The 15,536-nt window shown below is 71.6% G+C and carries 11 protein-coding genes; 8 read left to right on the top strand and 3 right to left on the bottom strand.

Going from position 1 to position 15,536, the window contains the following annotated elements:
• Positions 1-83 precede the first annotated feature (83 nt).
• Positions 84-1,562 (top strand): glutamate-cysteine ligase family protein, encoded by a 1,479-nt coding sequence (locus M8J74_RS24090; protein ID WP_249838442.1) that lies wholly within the window; start codon positions 84-86, stop codon positions 1,560-1,562.
• A gap of 10 nt (positions 1,563-1,572) precedes the next feature.
• Here the strand turns inward: M8J74_RS24090 and M8J74_RS24085 are convergent, their stop codons facing one another.
• Complete coding sequence (locus tag M8J74_RS24085) at positions 1,573-3,363, bottom strand: helix-turn-helix domain-containing protein (RefSeq protein WP_249838441.1); 1,791 nt, start codon at positions 3,361-3,363, stop codon at positions 1,573-1,575.
• 163 nt (positions 3,364-3,526) lie between these two features.
• On the opposite strand from M8J74_RS24085, the gene M8J74_RS24080 reads away from it, so the two are divergent.
• The 6 genes from M8J74_RS24080 to M8J74_RS24055 all read left to right on the top strand — a co-directional run bounded on the left by M8J74_RS24080 (position 3,527) and on the right by M8J74_RS24055 (position 12,289).
• A complete protein-coding gene (locus M8J74_RS24080) occupies positions 3,527-5,284 on the top strand; it encodes an FAD-dependent oxidoreductase (RefSeq protein WP_308406091.1) in 1,758 nt (585 codons plus the stop codon).
• A 73-nt stretch (positions 5,285-5,357) separates the two neighbouring features.
• Entirely contained in the window at positions 5,358-6,269 is a 912-nt protein-coding gene (locus M8J74_RS24075; RefSeq protein ID WP_058926980.1) for a YceI family protein, read from the top strand.
• Between the two features lie 130 nt (positions 6,270-6,399).
• Positions 6,400-7,623, top strand: a complete 1,224-nt coding sequence (locus M8J74_RS24070) for an aminotransferase class V-fold PLP-dependent enzyme (RefSeq protein WP_249838439.1) — start codon at positions 6,400-6,402, stop codon at positions 7,621-7,623.
• A 236-nt stretch (positions 7,624-7,859) separates the two neighbouring features.
• Positions 7,860-9,872, top strand: a complete 2,013-nt coding sequence (locus M8J74_RS24065; RefSeq protein ID WP_249838438.1) for a galactose-binding domain-containing protein — start codon at positions 7,860-7,862, stop codon at positions 9,870-9,872.
• A 27-nt stretch (positions 9,873-9,899) separates the two neighbouring features.
• Entirely contained in the window at positions 9,900-10,490 is a 591-nt protein-coding gene (locus M8J74_RS24060) for a TetR/AcrR family transcriptional regulator (RefSeq protein WP_249838437.1), read from the top strand.
• 137 nt (positions 10,491-10,627) lie between these two features.
• Positions 10,628-12,289 carry a cellulase family glycosylhydrolase gene (locus M8J74_RS24055; RefSeq protein ID WP_249838436.1) on the top strand — a complete coding sequence of 554 codons (1,662 nt, stop codon included), beginning with the start codon at positions 10,628-10,630 and terminating at the stop codon, positions 12,287-12,289.
• A gap of 107 nt (positions 12,290-12,396) precedes the next feature.
• On the opposite strand, the gene M8J74_RS24050 is transcribed toward M8J74_RS24055, so the two are convergent.
• Positions 12,397-13,443 carry a LacI family DNA-binding transcriptional regulator gene (locus tag M8J74_RS24050; protein WP_249838435.1) on the bottom strand — a complete coding sequence of 349 codons (1,047 nt, stop codon included), beginning with the start codon at positions 13,441-13,443 and terminating at the stop codon, positions 12,397-12,399.
• Positions 13,444-13,642: 199 nt separating this feature from the next.
• On the opposite strand from M8J74_RS24050, the gene M8J74_RS24045 reads away from it, so the two are divergent.
• On the top strand, positions 13,643-14,698 hold the full coding sequence (locus tag M8J74_RS24045; RefSeq protein ID WP_249838434.1) for a glycoside hydrolase family 5 protein: 1,056 nt from the start codon (positions 13,643-13,645) through the stop codon (positions 14,696-14,698).
• A gap of 79 nt (positions 14,699-14,777) precedes the next feature.
• Here M8J74_RS24045 and M8J74_RS24040 read toward each other — a convergent pair whose 3' ends face one another.
• Positions 14,778-15,452 carry a LuxR C-terminal-related transcriptional regulator gene (locus tag M8J74_RS24040; protein WP_249838433.1) on the bottom strand — a complete coding sequence of 225 codons (675 nt, stop codon included), beginning with the start codon at positions 15,450-15,452 and terminating at the stop codon, positions 14,778-14,780.
• Positions 15,453-15,536: the final 84 nt, after the last annotated feature.

The raw sequence follows: 15,536 nt of genomic DNA, 5'->3' as shown, positions 1-15,536 counted from the left end.
CGTGCGTCTCCGGCTGTCCGCGAGCCGCCCGAGGTGCGACGCTGGGACGACAGGCATCCGCCGAGGGGACTCGGGAGGGCCCGATGGGACGTGACGTGCCGGCCCTGGTGTTCACGCGGGAGGACCGCCGTCGGTACCGGGACAAGATGCACACCTGCCTCGACGTACTCGCCCAGATGCTGCGCGAGTCCGGTTTCGAGGCCGAGCGCCCCCGGGTCGGGCTGGAGATCGAGCTCAACCTCGTCGACGACGACGGCCGGCCGGCGATGCGCAACACGGAGGTGCTGCACGCCATCGCCGACCCCGCCTGGTCCAGCGAGCTGGGCCGCTTCAACCTGGAGATCAACATCCCGCCGCGGGAGCTGACGACCGGCGGGCCGGGCGCCTGGGAGGAGGAGATCCGCCGGGCCCTCAACCACGCCGACGAACGCGCCCGTGCCGTGGGCGCCCACCTGATCATGGTCGGTATCCTGCCGACCCTGCGGGAGTCGGACGTGGGGGAGGCGGCCCTGTCCGGCGATCCGCGCTACAAGCTCCTCAACGAGCAGATCTTCGCGGCGCGGGGCGAGGACCTGCGCATCAGGGTGGACGGCGTGGAGCGCCTGTCGATGTACGCCGACGCCATCACGCCCGAGGCCGCCTGCACCAGCACCCAGTTCCATCTGCAGGTCGATCCAAGGGAGTTCGCGGACTACTGGAACGCGGCGCAGGCGATCGCGGGTGTGCAGATCGCCCTGGCGGCCAACTCGCCCTTCCTCTTCGGCAAGGAGTTGTGGCGCGAGACCCGCGTACCGCTGTTCGAACAGGCCACCGACACCCGCCCGCAGGAGATCAAGGCCCAGGGTGTGCGCCCCCGGGTGTGGTTCGGGGAGCGCTGGATCACCAGCGTCTTCGACCTGTTCGAGGAGAACGTGCGCTATTTCCCGGCGCTGCTGCCGATCTGCGACGAGGAGAACCCGCAGGAGGCGCTCGACGCCGGGGGCATCCCGGAGCTGGGCGAGCTGACCCTGCACAACGGCACCATCTACCGGTGGAACCGCCCCGTCTACGCCGTCACCGACAGCGGCCCGCACCTGCGCATCGAGAACCGCGTCCTGCCCGCAGGCCCCACGGTCGCCGACATCATCGCCAACGGCGCCTTGTACTACGGCCTGACGCGCGCCCTCGTCGACGAGGACCGGCCGGTGTGGACGCGGATGTCGTTCGCGGTCGCCGAGGAGAACCTGCACGCGGCGGCCCGCGACGGCATCGACGCCCGTCTGTACTGGCCCGGCGTCGGTGAAGTCCCGGTCACCGAACTGGTGTTGCGCCGCCTGCTGCCACTGGCCCACCGGGGCCTGGAACTGGCCGGCCTGGACGCCGCCTGGCGCGAACCCCTGCTCGGCATCATCGAACAGCGCTGCGTCACCGCCCGCAACGGCGCCCTGTGGCAGGCGGAGACGGTCCACCACCTGCAGAAGGCGGGCGTCCCCGACCGCGAGGAGGCCCTGCGCCGCATGACGACGACCTACATGGACTACATGCACCTCAACGCCCCCGCCCACACCTGGCCGGTGGACTGAGGGCGGGGCTTCAGGCGCCGTAGCCCCGCAGCTTGCGGTACAGGGTGGCGCGGCCGATGCCGAGGGCCGCCGCCGCGCGGGCCTTGTTGCCGCCGTGCAGGCGCAGGGCGTCGAGGATGGCGGCGCGCTCGGCGTGCTCCATGGGGCTGAGCGGGCGCGGCGCTGGGCCCTCGCGCACGGGGTCCGGCAGTTCGGTCCGCCGGACGGGCCCGGTCGAGCGGCGGTGCTCGGCCAACGCGCGGACCATATGGGCGAGTTCGGTGACGTTGCCGGGCCACGGGTACTGCTCCAGCGCGCGCAGAGCGTCCAGCGTCCAGGTCAGCGGAGGACGTCCGGGTGCCGGGCGCGGAGTCAGGGCCGTCAGCAACTCCCTGACGTCCTGCGGGCGTTCGCGCAGCGCGGGCAACGTCACCGAGCGTGCCGCCAGGGTGTCCAGGAGCCGCTGCAGACACGGACCCGGCGCGGCGCCGGGGGTGTGGGTGACCAGCAGGGGCACGCCCGGACGGGAGGCGAGCAGCGTGTTGAGCGCCGCCGTGTCGGACGCCGCGAGGCGCTCGGCATGCCGCACGAGCACAGGCCGCCCCTCCAGCAACCCCTCCAGGCGGTGGCCCGTTTCCCGCTCCGCCGCGTCCACGGTCACGGCGTCGGGAGCCAGTTCCCGGGCCAGCGCGCTCTTCCCGGTACCGCGCTCGCCCACGAGCAGCACGGGCCCGGGGGAGCGGGCCAGCTCCACGGCGCGGCCGACCGCATGCCGCCAGGGCACCGACCGACCGGCCAGCCCCACCTCGCTCCGCGCCGCCGGCGCCGGCGCCACTGATCCCACCGACTCCAGCACGGCGACGGCACCCACGACGGCCCCCAGATGCACCACCGGCGTCAACACGGCGGTACACCCCGCCCCGTCCGGAAGCGGGACACGATAGGAGACGGCCATCACGTCGCTCCCGCGCCGGGGCGCTGGCCCGCCCGTATCGCTCTCGTGCTCCGACGACCGCCCGCCCCCGCCCGCCGTCTCCCGCACCAGCGCGACCGTTTCCCGTTCCAGCGCCTCCAACCCCTCCGGCGGCAACAGCCGTTCGGCCGCGCGGCTGACGAAGCGGTTGCGGCCGTCGAGGCCGACGACCGCTCGGGACTCCTCCCCGGCGGCGCGCAGATACGCGTCGAGCAGTACCCGCTCGGCCGCGCGCGAACGCGCGAGGAGTTCCGTCTCGACGGCACCGGCCGCTGCCTCGGCCAGGGGAGCCCCCGGATGCGGGCCGTCGTCGTCGCACAGCCCCGTGGCCACCGTCACCGTGCCCAGCGGCTGCCCGGTCTCCGGGGCCCGCACCGGCACGCTGACCGCGGAGACCTCCTGCCACAGGTCGAGGAAGTGCTCGGGCCCGTGCACCTCGGCCCGGCGATGGGTGTGCAGTGCGAGGGCCGCGCTGTTGTGGCCGACCGCCCGCTCGGAGAGGTCGGGGCAGGACTCGCAGGGCCCCTTCCCGCCGGCCCAGAGCACCCGCAGCCGTGCGTCGGTGAGGACCAGTGAGGTCTGCCCGGCACCCAGCACGGGGGCGATGCGTTCGAGCACGGGCCGGGCCGCGTCGAGCAGCGGCGACCGAGGGGCCGTTGGCGGAGGGGGTGCGTCGGTGGCCGGACCGGGCGCGTCGTGCCGTACGCCGAAGAAGCGGGCACGACGCCACGCGGCGACGACGTCCTCCGGTGTCCCGTCGGGCAGTTGCCGCCCCAGCAGGAACAGCTCGCGGGCCCTGCGCAGCGAGGTGTGCGCGGGGCGGACGGTGGGATGCTCTGCGGTGGTCACGGCACCGTTCACCCTACCGGGAGCGGTTGAACGCGCAACAATCCACGTCCGCACCCGGCGCCCGGCTCGACACACTGTCTCGAATTGAGACACCCAAAATCCCGGCCGGCCGTACATGATCTTGAACAGTCGGCGCCTGTCCCCATGCCCTGGAGCGTTCCCCGTGCACACCGTCGAGCCCGATGTCGAGACCGACGTACTGATCGTCGGAAGCGGCCCCGCCGGCGCCTCCGCCGCGCTCGCCCTGAGCACCTACGGCGTGCCGAACATCGTCGTCACCCGGTACTCCGGCCTCGCCGACACACCCCGGGCGCACATCACCAACCAGCGCACCATGGAGGTGCTGCGCGACCTCGGCGTCGAGGACGAGGTGGTCGACAAGGCCACGCCGCAGCATCTGATGGGCGACACGACCTTCTGCACCAGCCTGGCCGGCGAGGAACTGGGCCGGATCCGCTCCTGGGGCAACGACCCACTCGTCCAGGCCGCGCACGAGCTGGCGAGCCCCACCCGCATGTGCGACATGCCCCAGCACCTGATGGAACCGGTGCTGATCGACGCGGCCGTGGCCCGCGGCACGCACCTGCGCTTCAGCACCGTCTACAAGTCCTTCGTCCAGGACGACTCCGGCGTCACGGTCACCGTCGAGGACCGGCTGCGCGGCGACGAGTACACCGTCCGCGCCCGGTACCTCATCGGCGCCGACGGCGGCCGCAGCAAGGTCGCCGAGGACGCGGGCCTGCCGATGGGCGGTCAGATGGGCGTGGCCGGCAGCATCAACATCGTCTTCGACGCGGACCTCACCCGGTACACCGCCCACCGCCCCTCCACCCTGTACTGGGTGCTCGCCCCCGGCGCCACCGTCGGCGGCATCGGCGCCGGCCTGGTGCGCTGCGTGCGGCCGTGGAACGAGTGGCTGATCGTGTGGGGCTACGACGTCACCGCCGGCGCCCCCGACCTGACCACCGAATACGCCGAGAGAATCGTCCGCAAGCTGGTCGGCGACGACGAGATCCCGGTGACGATCAAGTCGTCCTCGGCCTGGACGGTCAACGAGATGTACGCCGAGACGTACTCCAACGGCCGGGTCTTCTGCGCCGGCGACGCCACGCACCGCCACCCGCCGTCCAACGGCCTCGGTTCCAACACCTCCGTCCAGGACTCCTACAACCTGGCCTGGAAGCTCAAGCACGTCCTCGACGGCACCGCCTCCCCGAAGCTCCTGGACACCTACACCGCCGAACGCGCCCCGATCGGGCGGCAGATCGTCACCCGCGCCAACAGGTCCATCGCCGAGACCGCCCCCGTCTTCGAGGCCCTGGACGGCCTCTCGCCGCAGACGCCCGAGCAGCTGTGGGCCAACATCGCCGCCCGCAAGGACGCCACCGAGGCGGCGGGCGAGCAGCGGGCCGCGCTGCGCGAGGCGATCGCGCACAAGGTGTACGAGTTCAACGCGCACGGCGTCGACCTCAACCAGCGCTACGACTCCGCCGCGATCGTCCCCGACGGCACGCCCGACCCCGGTTTCGACCGCGACCCCGAGCTGTACCACCAGCCCACCTCCCGCCCCGGCGCCCGACTCCCGCACGCCTGGATCACCTCCGGGACCCGCAGGCTGTCCACCCTCGACACCGTCGGCCGCGGCCGCTTCACCCTGCTCACCGGCATCGGCGGCGAGAGCTGGGTGCGGGCGGCGCGGACCCGCACCCCGCGCATCGCCACCGTCGTCATCGGACCGGGCCAGGAGTACGAGGACCCGTACGGCGACTGGGCCCGGCTGAGCGAGGTGGCCGACGGGGGAGCGCTGCTCGTCCGGCCGGACGGCTTCGTCTGCTTCCGGCACGCGGCCGCGGCCGCCTCCGACGAGGCCGCCGAGGAACTGCTCACCGACGCGCTGCGGCGCATCCTCGGGCACGCCTGATACCCCCACCGGCCCCCGCCTGGGCCGACAGATGACCGACCCCCACAGGTCAGCACAGTGAAAGGTGATTCCCATGCCCCTCGGACTGCTCCGGCGGCGCCTGCGACATGCCCCCGGAAGCGCCGCGGGCCACGCGTTTCCCGTCCCGGCCGGCGCGGGCGTCGTCGTCCGTGAGGTCCTGGACCCGGTGAGCCAGCCCCTGGGCGCCGCCGACGTCACGGTGACGGAACTGCGCAGCCACCAGGTCGCCGCCCGCGGCACCACGGACCCGTACGGCCTGTTCCTCGCCGCCCTGCCGCCGGGCAGCTACAGCCTGATGGTCGTGGCGGAAGGGCTCGAACCGCACCGGGAGACCGTCGAGGTGGTCGCCGACGCGCCCCTGGAGCCGCAGAAGGTGTGGCTCCAGCCCGGCCGCCAGGCGGACCTCCCGGTCCCCGGCACCTGGCTGTTCGACCCCCCGCACACGGCGATCCGGTTCATCGCCAAGCACGTCGGCATGGCCCATGTGCACGGCCGCTTCGAGCGGTTCGAGGGCGGCATCCAGGTCAGCCCGGACGTCACCGACTCCCGTGTCCACGTCCGTATCGACGCGTCGAGCATCACCACGGGCAACAACACCCGCGACGCGCACCTGCGGTCGGACGACTTCCTGGACGTCGACCGCTTCCCGTACATCGACTTCACCAGCACCCGCTTCGCCTACCGGGGCGGCAGCAAGTGGACGCTGCTGGGCAGCCTGACCATGCACGGCGTCAGCCGCTCGGTGTCGCTCGACACGACCTACCTGGGCATGGTCAACGGCGGCTACGGCGAGGAACTGCGCTGCGCCGCGCTGGCCAAGACCGAACTGCACCGCGAGGACTACACCCTCAACTGGCGCTCCATGCTGGCGCGCGGCATCGCGGTCGTCGGCCCGACGGTCCAACTGGAGCTGGACGTCCAGGCGATGTACCGCACCCACGACACCCCGACCCCACCGGAGTAGCCGCGCACGCGCCCTCGGGCGGGCCGTGGTCTCCGCGGCGCGGAGCCTGCCCGCCGGACCGGCCGTCGGAGCGGCCCGCGTCCCGTGTCAGGATGCGGGTGATCGACCGTCCTCCCGAAAGCTGCCCGACGTGAGCGAAACCCAGCCGGCCACCGCGCCGCGCCCCCTGCTGCTGGCCGACGGCCGGCCCGCCGCCGAGGCGTGGTCGCTGGACCCGGCCCTCCGGCACCTCAACCACGGCTCCTTCGGCGCCGTCCCGCTGGCGGCGCAGGAGCGGCAGCAGGAACTGCGCGCCGAGATGGAACGCTCGCCGGTGGTGTGGTTCCCGAACCTGCCCCCGCGTCTGGCCGCCGCCCGCCGGGAACTCGCCGCGTTCCTGCGGGTGGACGCCGGCGACCTCGCCCTGGTGCCGAACGCCAGCGCCGGCGCGAGCATCGTCTACGCCGCCCTGGCCCCGCGCCCCGGCGGCGAGATCGTCGTCACCGACCACGGCTACGGGGCCGTGACCATGGGCGCCGAGCGGCTGGCCCGCCGCTGGGGCGGCCGGGTGCGCACCGCCCGGGTGCCGCTGGACGCCGACGCCGAGCAGGCGTACGAGGCCGTGGTGGCCGAACTCGGTGACGCCACCGGCCTGATCGTCGTCGACCAGATCACCTCGGCGACCGCGCGCAGGCTGCCGGTGGAGGCGATCGGCGCGGAGGCCCGGCGGCGCGGCATCCCGATGCTCGTCGACGGCGCACACGCGCCCGGGCTGCTGCCGGCACCGCTCGCCGACGCCCCGTACGACTTCTGGACCGGCAACCTGCACAAGTGGGGCTGCGCCCCGCGCGGCACCGCGGCGCTCGTCGCGCGCGGCCCCCAGCGCGAGCGGCTGTACCCGCTGATCGACTCGTGGGGAGCCCACGACCCCTATCCCGACCGCTTCGACCAGCAGGGCACGATCGACGCCACCTCCTACCTGGCCGCGCCGACCGCCCTGGCCTTCGTCGAGCAGACCTGGGGCTGGGACGCCGGCCGCCGCTTCATGGACGACCTGGCCGACTACGGCGCCCAGGTCGTCGGCGCCGCCTTCGCGGACCTCACCGGCGAGGACTGCCGGGTCGACGTCGGCCTGCCCGTGCCCGGCATGCGCCTGGTCCGCCTCCCCGACGGCCTGGGCCGCACCCGCGTCGAGGCCGACGCCCTGCGCGACCGCGTCGCCCGCGAACTCGACGTGGAGGCCGCCTTCACCAGCTTCGCCGGCATCGGCTACTGGCGGCTGTCCGCGCACGTGTACAACACGCCCGCGGACTATGAGTACTTCGCGGAGAAGTGCGTACCCGTGCTCGGCGAATGGGCCCGGTTCGCGGACTGACCCCCTCCCCGGCGAGATCAAGGGCCGCGATCATCCCCGGCGTCATCAGGTCAAGCGTCCCGGACCCTTGACTCGCCGCCCCGTCACCCCGATCCTCGTCCCAGATATTGCGCTGGTCATGACAACCCCATGGTTCCCCCATGCCATGGGGCCGGCCGCGCCATCGCGCCGACGGAGGGACGTGGGCAGTGACGCCTAAACGACGCTCGAACCGCAGACGCAGGAACGTCACCCTGATGTCGCTGCTCCTCCTGGTGCTCGCCGTGGTCCTCGGTCCCACGCCGAGTTCGGCGGCGGGCAGTGACTGGTGGATCCCGACCGCGGCGCCCACCCCGGACGTGCAGATCAACGTCACCGGTGAGCCCTTCACCGGCACCGACTCGGCCGGAAACGTGCGCGGGTTCGTCGACGCCCACAACCACCTCTTCGGCAACGAGGCCTTCGGCGGACGGCTGATCTGCGGCAAGGTGTTCTCCCCGAACGGTGTCGCCGACGCCCTCAAGGACTGCCCCGAGCACTACCCCGACGGCACCCTCGCGGTCTTCGACTACATCACCCACGGCGGTGACGGCCGGCACGACCCGGTCGGCTGGCCCACCTTCAAGGACTGGCCGGCCTACGACTCGATGACCCACCAGGCCGACTACTACGCCTGGGTGGAGCGGGCCTGGCGCGGCGGGCAGCGCGTGCTGGTCAACGACCTCGTCACCAACGGCATGATCTGCTCCATCTACCCGTTCAAGGACCGCAGTTGCGACGAGATGACGTCGATCAGGCTGCAGGCGAGGATGACCTACCAGCTGCAGGACTACATCGACGCCATGTACGGCGGCCCCGGCAAGGGCTGGTTCCGGATCGTCACCGACAGCGCGCAGGCCCGCCAGGTCATCGAACAGGGCAAGCTGGCCGTCATCCTGGGCGTCGAGACCTCCGAACCCTTCGGCTGCAAGCAGATCCTGGACATCCCGCAGTGCAGCAAGGCCGACATCGACAAGGGCCTGGACGAGCTGTACGGGCTCGGCGTGCGCTCGATGTTCCTGTGCCACAAGTTCGACAACGCCCTGTGCGGCGTCCGCTTCGACTCCGGCGGCCTCGGAACGGCCATCAACGTCGGCCAGTTCCTGTCCACCGGCACCTTCTGGCAGACCGAGAAGTGCACCGGCCCGCAGCACGACAACCCCATCGGCAACGCCTCCTCGGCGGCCGAGTCCGACCTGCCGTCGGGCGTGACGGTGCCCTCGTACGACTCCGGCGCCCAGTGCAACAAACGCGGGCTCACCGACCTCGGCGAGTACGCCGTGCGCGGGATGATGAAGCGCAAGATGATGCTGGAGATCGACCACATGAGCGTCAAGGCGGTCGGCCAGGCACTGGACGTCCTGGAGTCGGCCTCCTACCCCGGCGTGCTCTCCTCGCACAGCTGGATGGACCTCAACTGGACCGAACGGGTCTACTCCCTCGGCGGTTTCGTCGCCCAGTACATGCACGGCTCCGAGGGCTTCGTCGCCGAGGCGGCCCGCACCAAGGCACTGCGCGACAAGTACGGCGTCGGCTACGGCTTCGGCACCGACTTCAACGGCGTCGGCGACCACCCCGCCCCGCGCGGCGCGAACACCTCGAACCCGGTGACGTACCCCTTCCGAAGCGTCGACGGCGGCTCGGTCATCGACCGACAGACCTCCGGTGAGCGCACGTTCGACATCAACACCGACGGCGCCGCGCACGTCGGGATGATCCCGGACTGGATCGAGGACATCCGGAAGGTCGGCGGACAGACCGTGGTCGACGACCTGTTCCGGGGCGCGCAGTCCTACCTCGACACCTGGGGCGCCACCGAGCGGCACCAGGCGTCGGTCGACCTCGCCAAGGGCCGGCCGGCGACGGCCAGTTCGTCCGAGTGGAACCCGTTCACCAGCTATCAGCCGGGGCGTGCGGTCGACGGGGACGGCGGCACACGCTGGGCCAGCGACTGGAGCGACGACCAGTGGTGGCAGGTCGACCTAGGCTCCACCCACCTGGTCTCCCGGGTCACCCTCGACTGGGAGCGGGCGTACGGCAAGTCGTACCGGATCGAGCTGTCCACCGACGGCACCACCTGGCAGACCGCCTGGTCCACCACCTCCGGCGACGGCGGGCTGGACACGGCCAGGTTCGCCGGCACCCCGGCCCGCTACGTCCGGGTCCACGGCCTGGCCCGCGGCACCTCCTGGGGATACTCGCTCTACGACGTCGGCGTCCACAGCGCCTGACACCCCGCACGACACTCAAGGACACGCATGGCACGCAGACCGTCGGCCGAACGACGCACCCAGCTGACGGAAGCGGCGATCCGGGCGATGGCCCGGGACGGCGTCCCCAGGACGACGACCCGGTCCATCGCCGCCGAGGCCGGCGTGTCCCTGAGCGTCTTCCACTACTGCTTCGACTCCAAGCAGGCCCTGATCGAGTCGGTCATCACCACCCTCACCGACCACTCCGTGATCGTGGTGAAGGAAGCGCTGCGCCCGAAGGCGACGCTGGAGGAGACCGTCCGGGCCGGCTTCCGGGCGTACTGGGACCATGTGCGCGCCCACCCCGACGAGCACATGCTCACCTACGAACTGACCCAGTACGCGCTGCGCGAGCCGGGCTTCGAGCATCTGGCCCGGCGCCAGCACGAGCTGTACGCCGGCGCCTTCGCGGAGCTCATCGAACGGCTGCGGCTGGACCGGGATCTCGAACTGAAGGTTCCCGTACCGGTGTTGGCCCGTTACCTGGCCGCCGTCACCGACGGGCTGACCCTGAACTTCCTGGTGATGGGGGACGAGTCGGCCTGGTCGGAGATCCTCGACACGGTCGTCGCGCACATCGCGGGACTCGTGGTCTGAGCGGCGCGGGAGGACGGGACCCCGCCCCACTCCTTGACGTGTACTGGGCGATGTGGATTCATGGGAGCGCTCCCATGAAATCCGCTCGTGCCATGTCCACGCCTGGATCTCCCGGCGCTCACCCCCATGGAGCCGCAGTGAGAAGAACAAGCAGCACGACACGACAGCACCCCTTGACGGGCCTGGTGGCCCTGCTGGCGAGCCTCGTCGGACTCGTCCTCGTCGGCGCGCTCTTCCCCGCCGCCGCCCACGCGCAGTCGCCCCGCCTCCAGGCCACCGGCCTGCACATCAGCAACGGCCGGCTGGTCGAGGGCAACGGCAACGACTTCGTCATGCGAGGCGTCAACGCCGCCCACACCTGGTACCCGGGGAAGACCAAGCAGTCGCTGGCCGACATCAAGGCCCTCGGCGCCAACTCCGTCCGGGTCGTCCTCGCCGACGGCCACCGCTGGGCCGCCAACAGCGCCTCGGACGTCGCAGACGTCATCGCCCAGTGCAAGGCCAACCGGCTCATCTGCGTCCTGGAGGTGCACGACACCACCGGCTATGGCGAGGACAGCGCGGCCGGCACGCTCGACCAGGCCGCCGACTACTGGATCGGCCTGAAGAACGTCCTGGCCGGCCAGGAGAACTACATCGTCATCGACATCGGCAACGAGCCCTGGGGCAACACCAATCCGGACGGCTGGACCGCCCCCACCATCGCCGCCGTCAAGAAGCTGCGCGCCGCCGGACTCCAGCACACAATCATGGTCGACGCCCCCAACTGGGGCCAGGACTGGCAGGGCGTGATGCGCGCCAACGCCAAGTCGGTCCAGGACGCCGACAGCACCGGCAACCTCATCTTCTCCATCCACATGTACAGCGTGTACGACACCGCACAGGAGATCACCGACTACCTCAACGCCTACGTCAACGCCAAACTGCCCATCGTCATCGGCGAGTTCGGCGGTCCCGCCGACCAGTACGGAGACCCCGACGAGGACACCATGATGGCCACCGCCCAGCAGCTGAAGCTGGGCTACCTGGCCTGGTCGTGGAGCGGCAACACCGACCCGATCCTGGACCTGGCGGTCAACTTCGACCCCAAGCAGCTCAGTTCCTGGGGACAGCGCGTCTTCAACGGCGCCAACGGCATCGCCCGGACCGCCAAGGAGGCCACGGTCTTCGGGGGCGGCTCCGGCGACACCCAGGCGCCGACGGCCCCCGGCACGCCCACCGCCTCGGCCGTCACGGCCACGTCCGTCACCCTCAGCTGGCCCGCCGCCACCGACGACGTCGGCGTCACCGGCTACGACGTCGTCCGCGTCTCCGGCGGCGACGAGACCCGGGTCGCCACCTCCACCACCAACACCGCCACCGTGTCGGGGCTGAGCGCCGCGACGGCGTACACCTTCGCCGTCTACGCCCATGACGCGGCCGGCAACCGCTCGACCCGCTCGGCCGGCGTGAACGTCACCACCGACAAGGCCCCCACCACCGCCTGCTCGGTCGGGTACCGCGTCGTGGGGGAGTGGTCGGGAGGCTTCCAGGGCGAGATCAAGATCGGTAATCCGGGCACCGCAGCCGTCAACGGCTGGAAGCTCGGCTTCGCCTTCGCCGACGGCCAGACCGTCTCCAACATGTGGGGCGGTACGGCCGCGCAGTCCGGCGGCGCGGTGACCGTCACCCCGGCCTCCTACACCACCACCATCCCCGCCGGCGGCTCGGTCACCGTCGGCTTCATCGCGAGCAAGGGCACCACCAACACCGCCCCGACCGGGTTCACCCTGAACGGCAGCACCTGCACGACCGGTTGACCCGCGGATCGGCGGGGGCGACAACCCCCGCCGACCACCGCCCGCGAGGAGGGAGCCGAACGAGCGCGCCTGACCCCGGCCCGCCCCTGCCGCGCCCGCAGATACCGTCACCTCCGCGGTGACCCCGTGCTCCCCCTCACCACCAGCGACGTCGGCACCAGATCTGTGCCCGCGGGTACCCCGCCGGCTCCGCGGATCTGCTGGAGGGCCTTCTCCACGCACCGTCGGCCCACCTCCGCGAAGTCCTGGTGGACCGTGGTCAGCGGTGGTACGAAGTACGCGGCGTCGGGGATGTCGTCGAAGCCGACCACGCTGATGTCCTCCGGGACGGCGACCCCGCGTTCGTGGAAGGCGCGCAGGACGCCCAGCGCCATCTGGTCGTTGGCCGTGAACACCGCGGTGCAGTCGGGGCGGTCGGCGAGTGCGAGGCCGGCCGCGTAGCCGGACTCGGCCGACCAGTCGCCGTGCAGCAAAGGCGGCACAGGGCGGCCGGCCTCCTGAAGTTCCGTACGCCAGGCCTGGGTTCGGCGCTGTCCGGCGTAGGAGCTCTCGGGTCCGGTGACGTGCCACACCGTCTCGTGGCCCAGGTCGAGGAGATGCCGTACGGCCTTGCGGGCGCCGTCGGCCTGGTCGGTGTCGACGACGCAGTAGCGGTCACCGGCGTCCGAGTCGACGACCACGACGTGGACGCCCGGCGGCAGTTGGACCGTCCCGGTGTCCAGGAGGTGCACCTCCATGATGACGACGACCGCGTCGACGGCCAGCTCGCCCATGCGGGTGAAGGCGCCCAGGACGTTGTCCTGGGTCGGCACGTCGATCGGGATCAGGGTGATCGCGTAGCCCTCGGCCGCCGCGTGCGTGGCGATGGCCTCGACCGTGCGGCTGTTGCCGGTCGAGGATAGGCTGAACAGGATGACGCCGATGGTGTTGAACTGCCCGTAACGCAGGGCGCGCGCCGCGCTGTTGGGCCGGTAGCCCAGCTCCCGCATCGCCGCCAGCACCTGCTCCCGGGTGGAGGCGATCACCCCGGGATGACCGTTGGAGACCCGCGAGACGGTCTGCGAGGAGACGCCCGCGAGCTTGGCGACGTCGGCCATCGACACCCGCTGCTTGCGGCGCCCGCCGGGCACACCGGAACCACCCCGCTCCACCACTGGAGCCTCCTTCGACCCGGCCCCGCACCCGTTGCGGAGCCCACCGGATGTTACGCGTGCGACACCTTGACTGCCGCCGGGGCGGATGCCACGATTCCGGCGCCGCCGAGTTTACGTAAACATCCCCCACGACGGCAGTCCATGTTTACGTAAACATCGCGTGGAGCGCCGAGCCGCCACCTCCTGAAAGGGCACGTCGATGCGCAAGACCCCCGCCAAGAACCGCCTCAGCTCCCGATTGCGCGCCACCTGTGTGGCGGTGGCCATCGCCGCGGTGAGCGGCGCGACACTGGCCGGCAGCCCCGCCTCCGCCGCCGCGCCGACCGGCACGAGCCAGTTCCGTGGCGTCAACTGGGCCGACCCGCGTGACAACTTCGCCGACGACTACCTCCAGCTCTCGGGTCTGTCGACCACCGACACCTACGCGCAGACCTACGCCAAGGCGAGCCGCATCATCACCGCGTTCCGCGCCAACCTGGGCGCCAACACCGTCCGGCTGCCGATCAACCCGTACACGGTCAACGGCGCGTACTGGAAGTCCTACCGCGCGGTCATCGACGCGGCCTCGGCCCACGGCTTCAAGGTCATCGTGTCCTACTGGGAGGGCACCGGCGACAAGCGCGACGGCTACATCGACGACGAGGCCACCTTCTGGCCCATGTGGGACACCGTCGTCAAGACGTACAAGCACGACCCGCGCGTCTACTTCGAGCCGATGAACGAACCGCACGGCTACACCGACGCCCAGTGGGCCGACATCGCCGCCAAGTGGCTCGCGACCTATCCGTCCGTCCCGCGCGACCGCGTCTTCGTCAGCGGCGCCGGCTACAACGACCACGTCACCTCGGTCTGCGCCGACCCGCGCCTGAAGGGCACCTACCTGTCGCTGCACCACTACGGCTTCTGGAAGTCGTACGCCACCTACGACCAGTGGGTGTCCGACCTCAAGGAGCGCATCGGCGACTGCGCGAACCGCACGGTCATCGACGAGTTCGGCGCCCCGATGACGACGGGCCTGGACTACGACAAGCCCGCGCCCGACGACAACTACGTGAACTTCATCCAGGCCGAGACCGACACCGCCCGCGAACTCGGCATGGGTTCCGTGTACTGGCCCGGCCTGCGCACCGACGACATCTACTCGATGCAGAAGCTGGTCGGCGACCCGTCCCGACCGTGGCTGGCCACCACCAACCAGTCCGGCGCCGACCGGCTGGCCTGGGCCTGGGGCCGTGGCCGGCCCGTCCAGGGCTGACCGACTCCTCGCCGCAACGGCCGTACTGCGCCCGGCCGTTGCGGCGAGGCCGTTCGAACGGTGGGCCGCCCCGGGGTGATCAGGCGGCGGCCGGGCGCACCAGCCCCGTCTCGTAGGCGAAGATCACGGCCTGCACCCGGGCCCGTGCGCCGATCTTGGCGAGGATGTGGCTGACGTGGGACTTCACGGTCGTGGGCGCGATGGACAGCCGCTCGCCGATCTCGGCGTTCGACCAGCCGGAGGCCACGGCGGTCAGGATGTCGCGTTCGCGTTCGGTGAGCGTGGCCAGCCCGGACCGGCGTGCGGTGCGGGGGGTCGGCTGCTCCTGGCGGACGGTCTCGATCAGCGCGCGGGTCAGGGCGGGCGTGATGACGGCGTCCCCGGCCGCCACGACGCGGACCGCCGCGGTCAGCTCCTGCGGGGTGGCGTGCTGGGCGAGGAAGCCGCCCGCCCCGGCGCGCAGTGCGGCGGAGGCGTACGCCTCGCTGCTGGTCGGCGTCAGCACCAGGACGCGCGGGCGGCGCTCGCCCGGCACGACGGGGCGGGTGATGCGGCGGATGGCCGGGACGCCGTCCGCGTCGCACGCTCCGCTGCCGAGGACGACCACGTCGGGACGGAGTTCCTCGCACCGGTCGGCGGCATCGAGGGCGTTCGCCGCGTCGCCGATGACGCTCAGGTCGGGTTCGGCCGCGAGGAGCATACGGAGGCCGAGGCGTTGCAGGGACTGGTCATGGACGACGAGTACGGAGGTCATGGCGAGCTTCTCCCCTGAACGAAACCGTTTCGTTCACGTGGAAACCCAGCCTAGTCCCGCCGCTATCGAAACGGCACCGTGTCG

Source organism: Streptomyces panaciradicis, assembly GCF_023516615.1.
GTDB classification, from domain to species: Bacteria; Actinomycetota; Actinomycetes; order Streptomycetales; family Streptomycetaceae; genus Streptomyces; species Streptomyces panaciradicis.
The sequence above is the reverse complement of the archived record's forward strand: the minus strand, read 5'-3'. Positions and strand labels throughout refer to the sequence as shown.

Coding starts and splice junctions, on each gene's coding strand:
- M8J74_RS24060 (WP_249838437.1), top strand. CDS start 9,900: ATGGCACGCAGACCGTCGGCCGAACGACGCACCCAGCTGACGGAAGCG.
- M8J74_RS24045 (WP_249838434.1), top strand. CDS start 13,643: ATGCGCAAGACCCCCGCCAAGAACCGCCTCAGCTCCCGATTGCGCGCC.
- M8J74_RS24075 (WP_058926980.1), top strand. CDS start 5,358: ATGCCCCTCGGACTGCTCCGGCGGCGCCTGCGACATGCCCCCGGAAGC.
- M8J74_RS24090 (WP_249838442.1), top strand. CDS start 84: ATGGGACGTGACGTGCCGGCCCTGGTGTTCACGCGGGAGGACCGCCGT.
- M8J74_RS24065 (WP_249838438.1), top strand. CDS start 7,860: ATGTCGCTGCTCCTCCTGGTGCTCGCCGTGGTCCTCGGTCCCACGCCG.
- M8J74_RS24040 (WP_249838433.1), bottom strand. CDS start 15,452: ATGACCTCCGTACTCGTCGTCCATGACCAGTCCCTGCAACGCCTCGGC.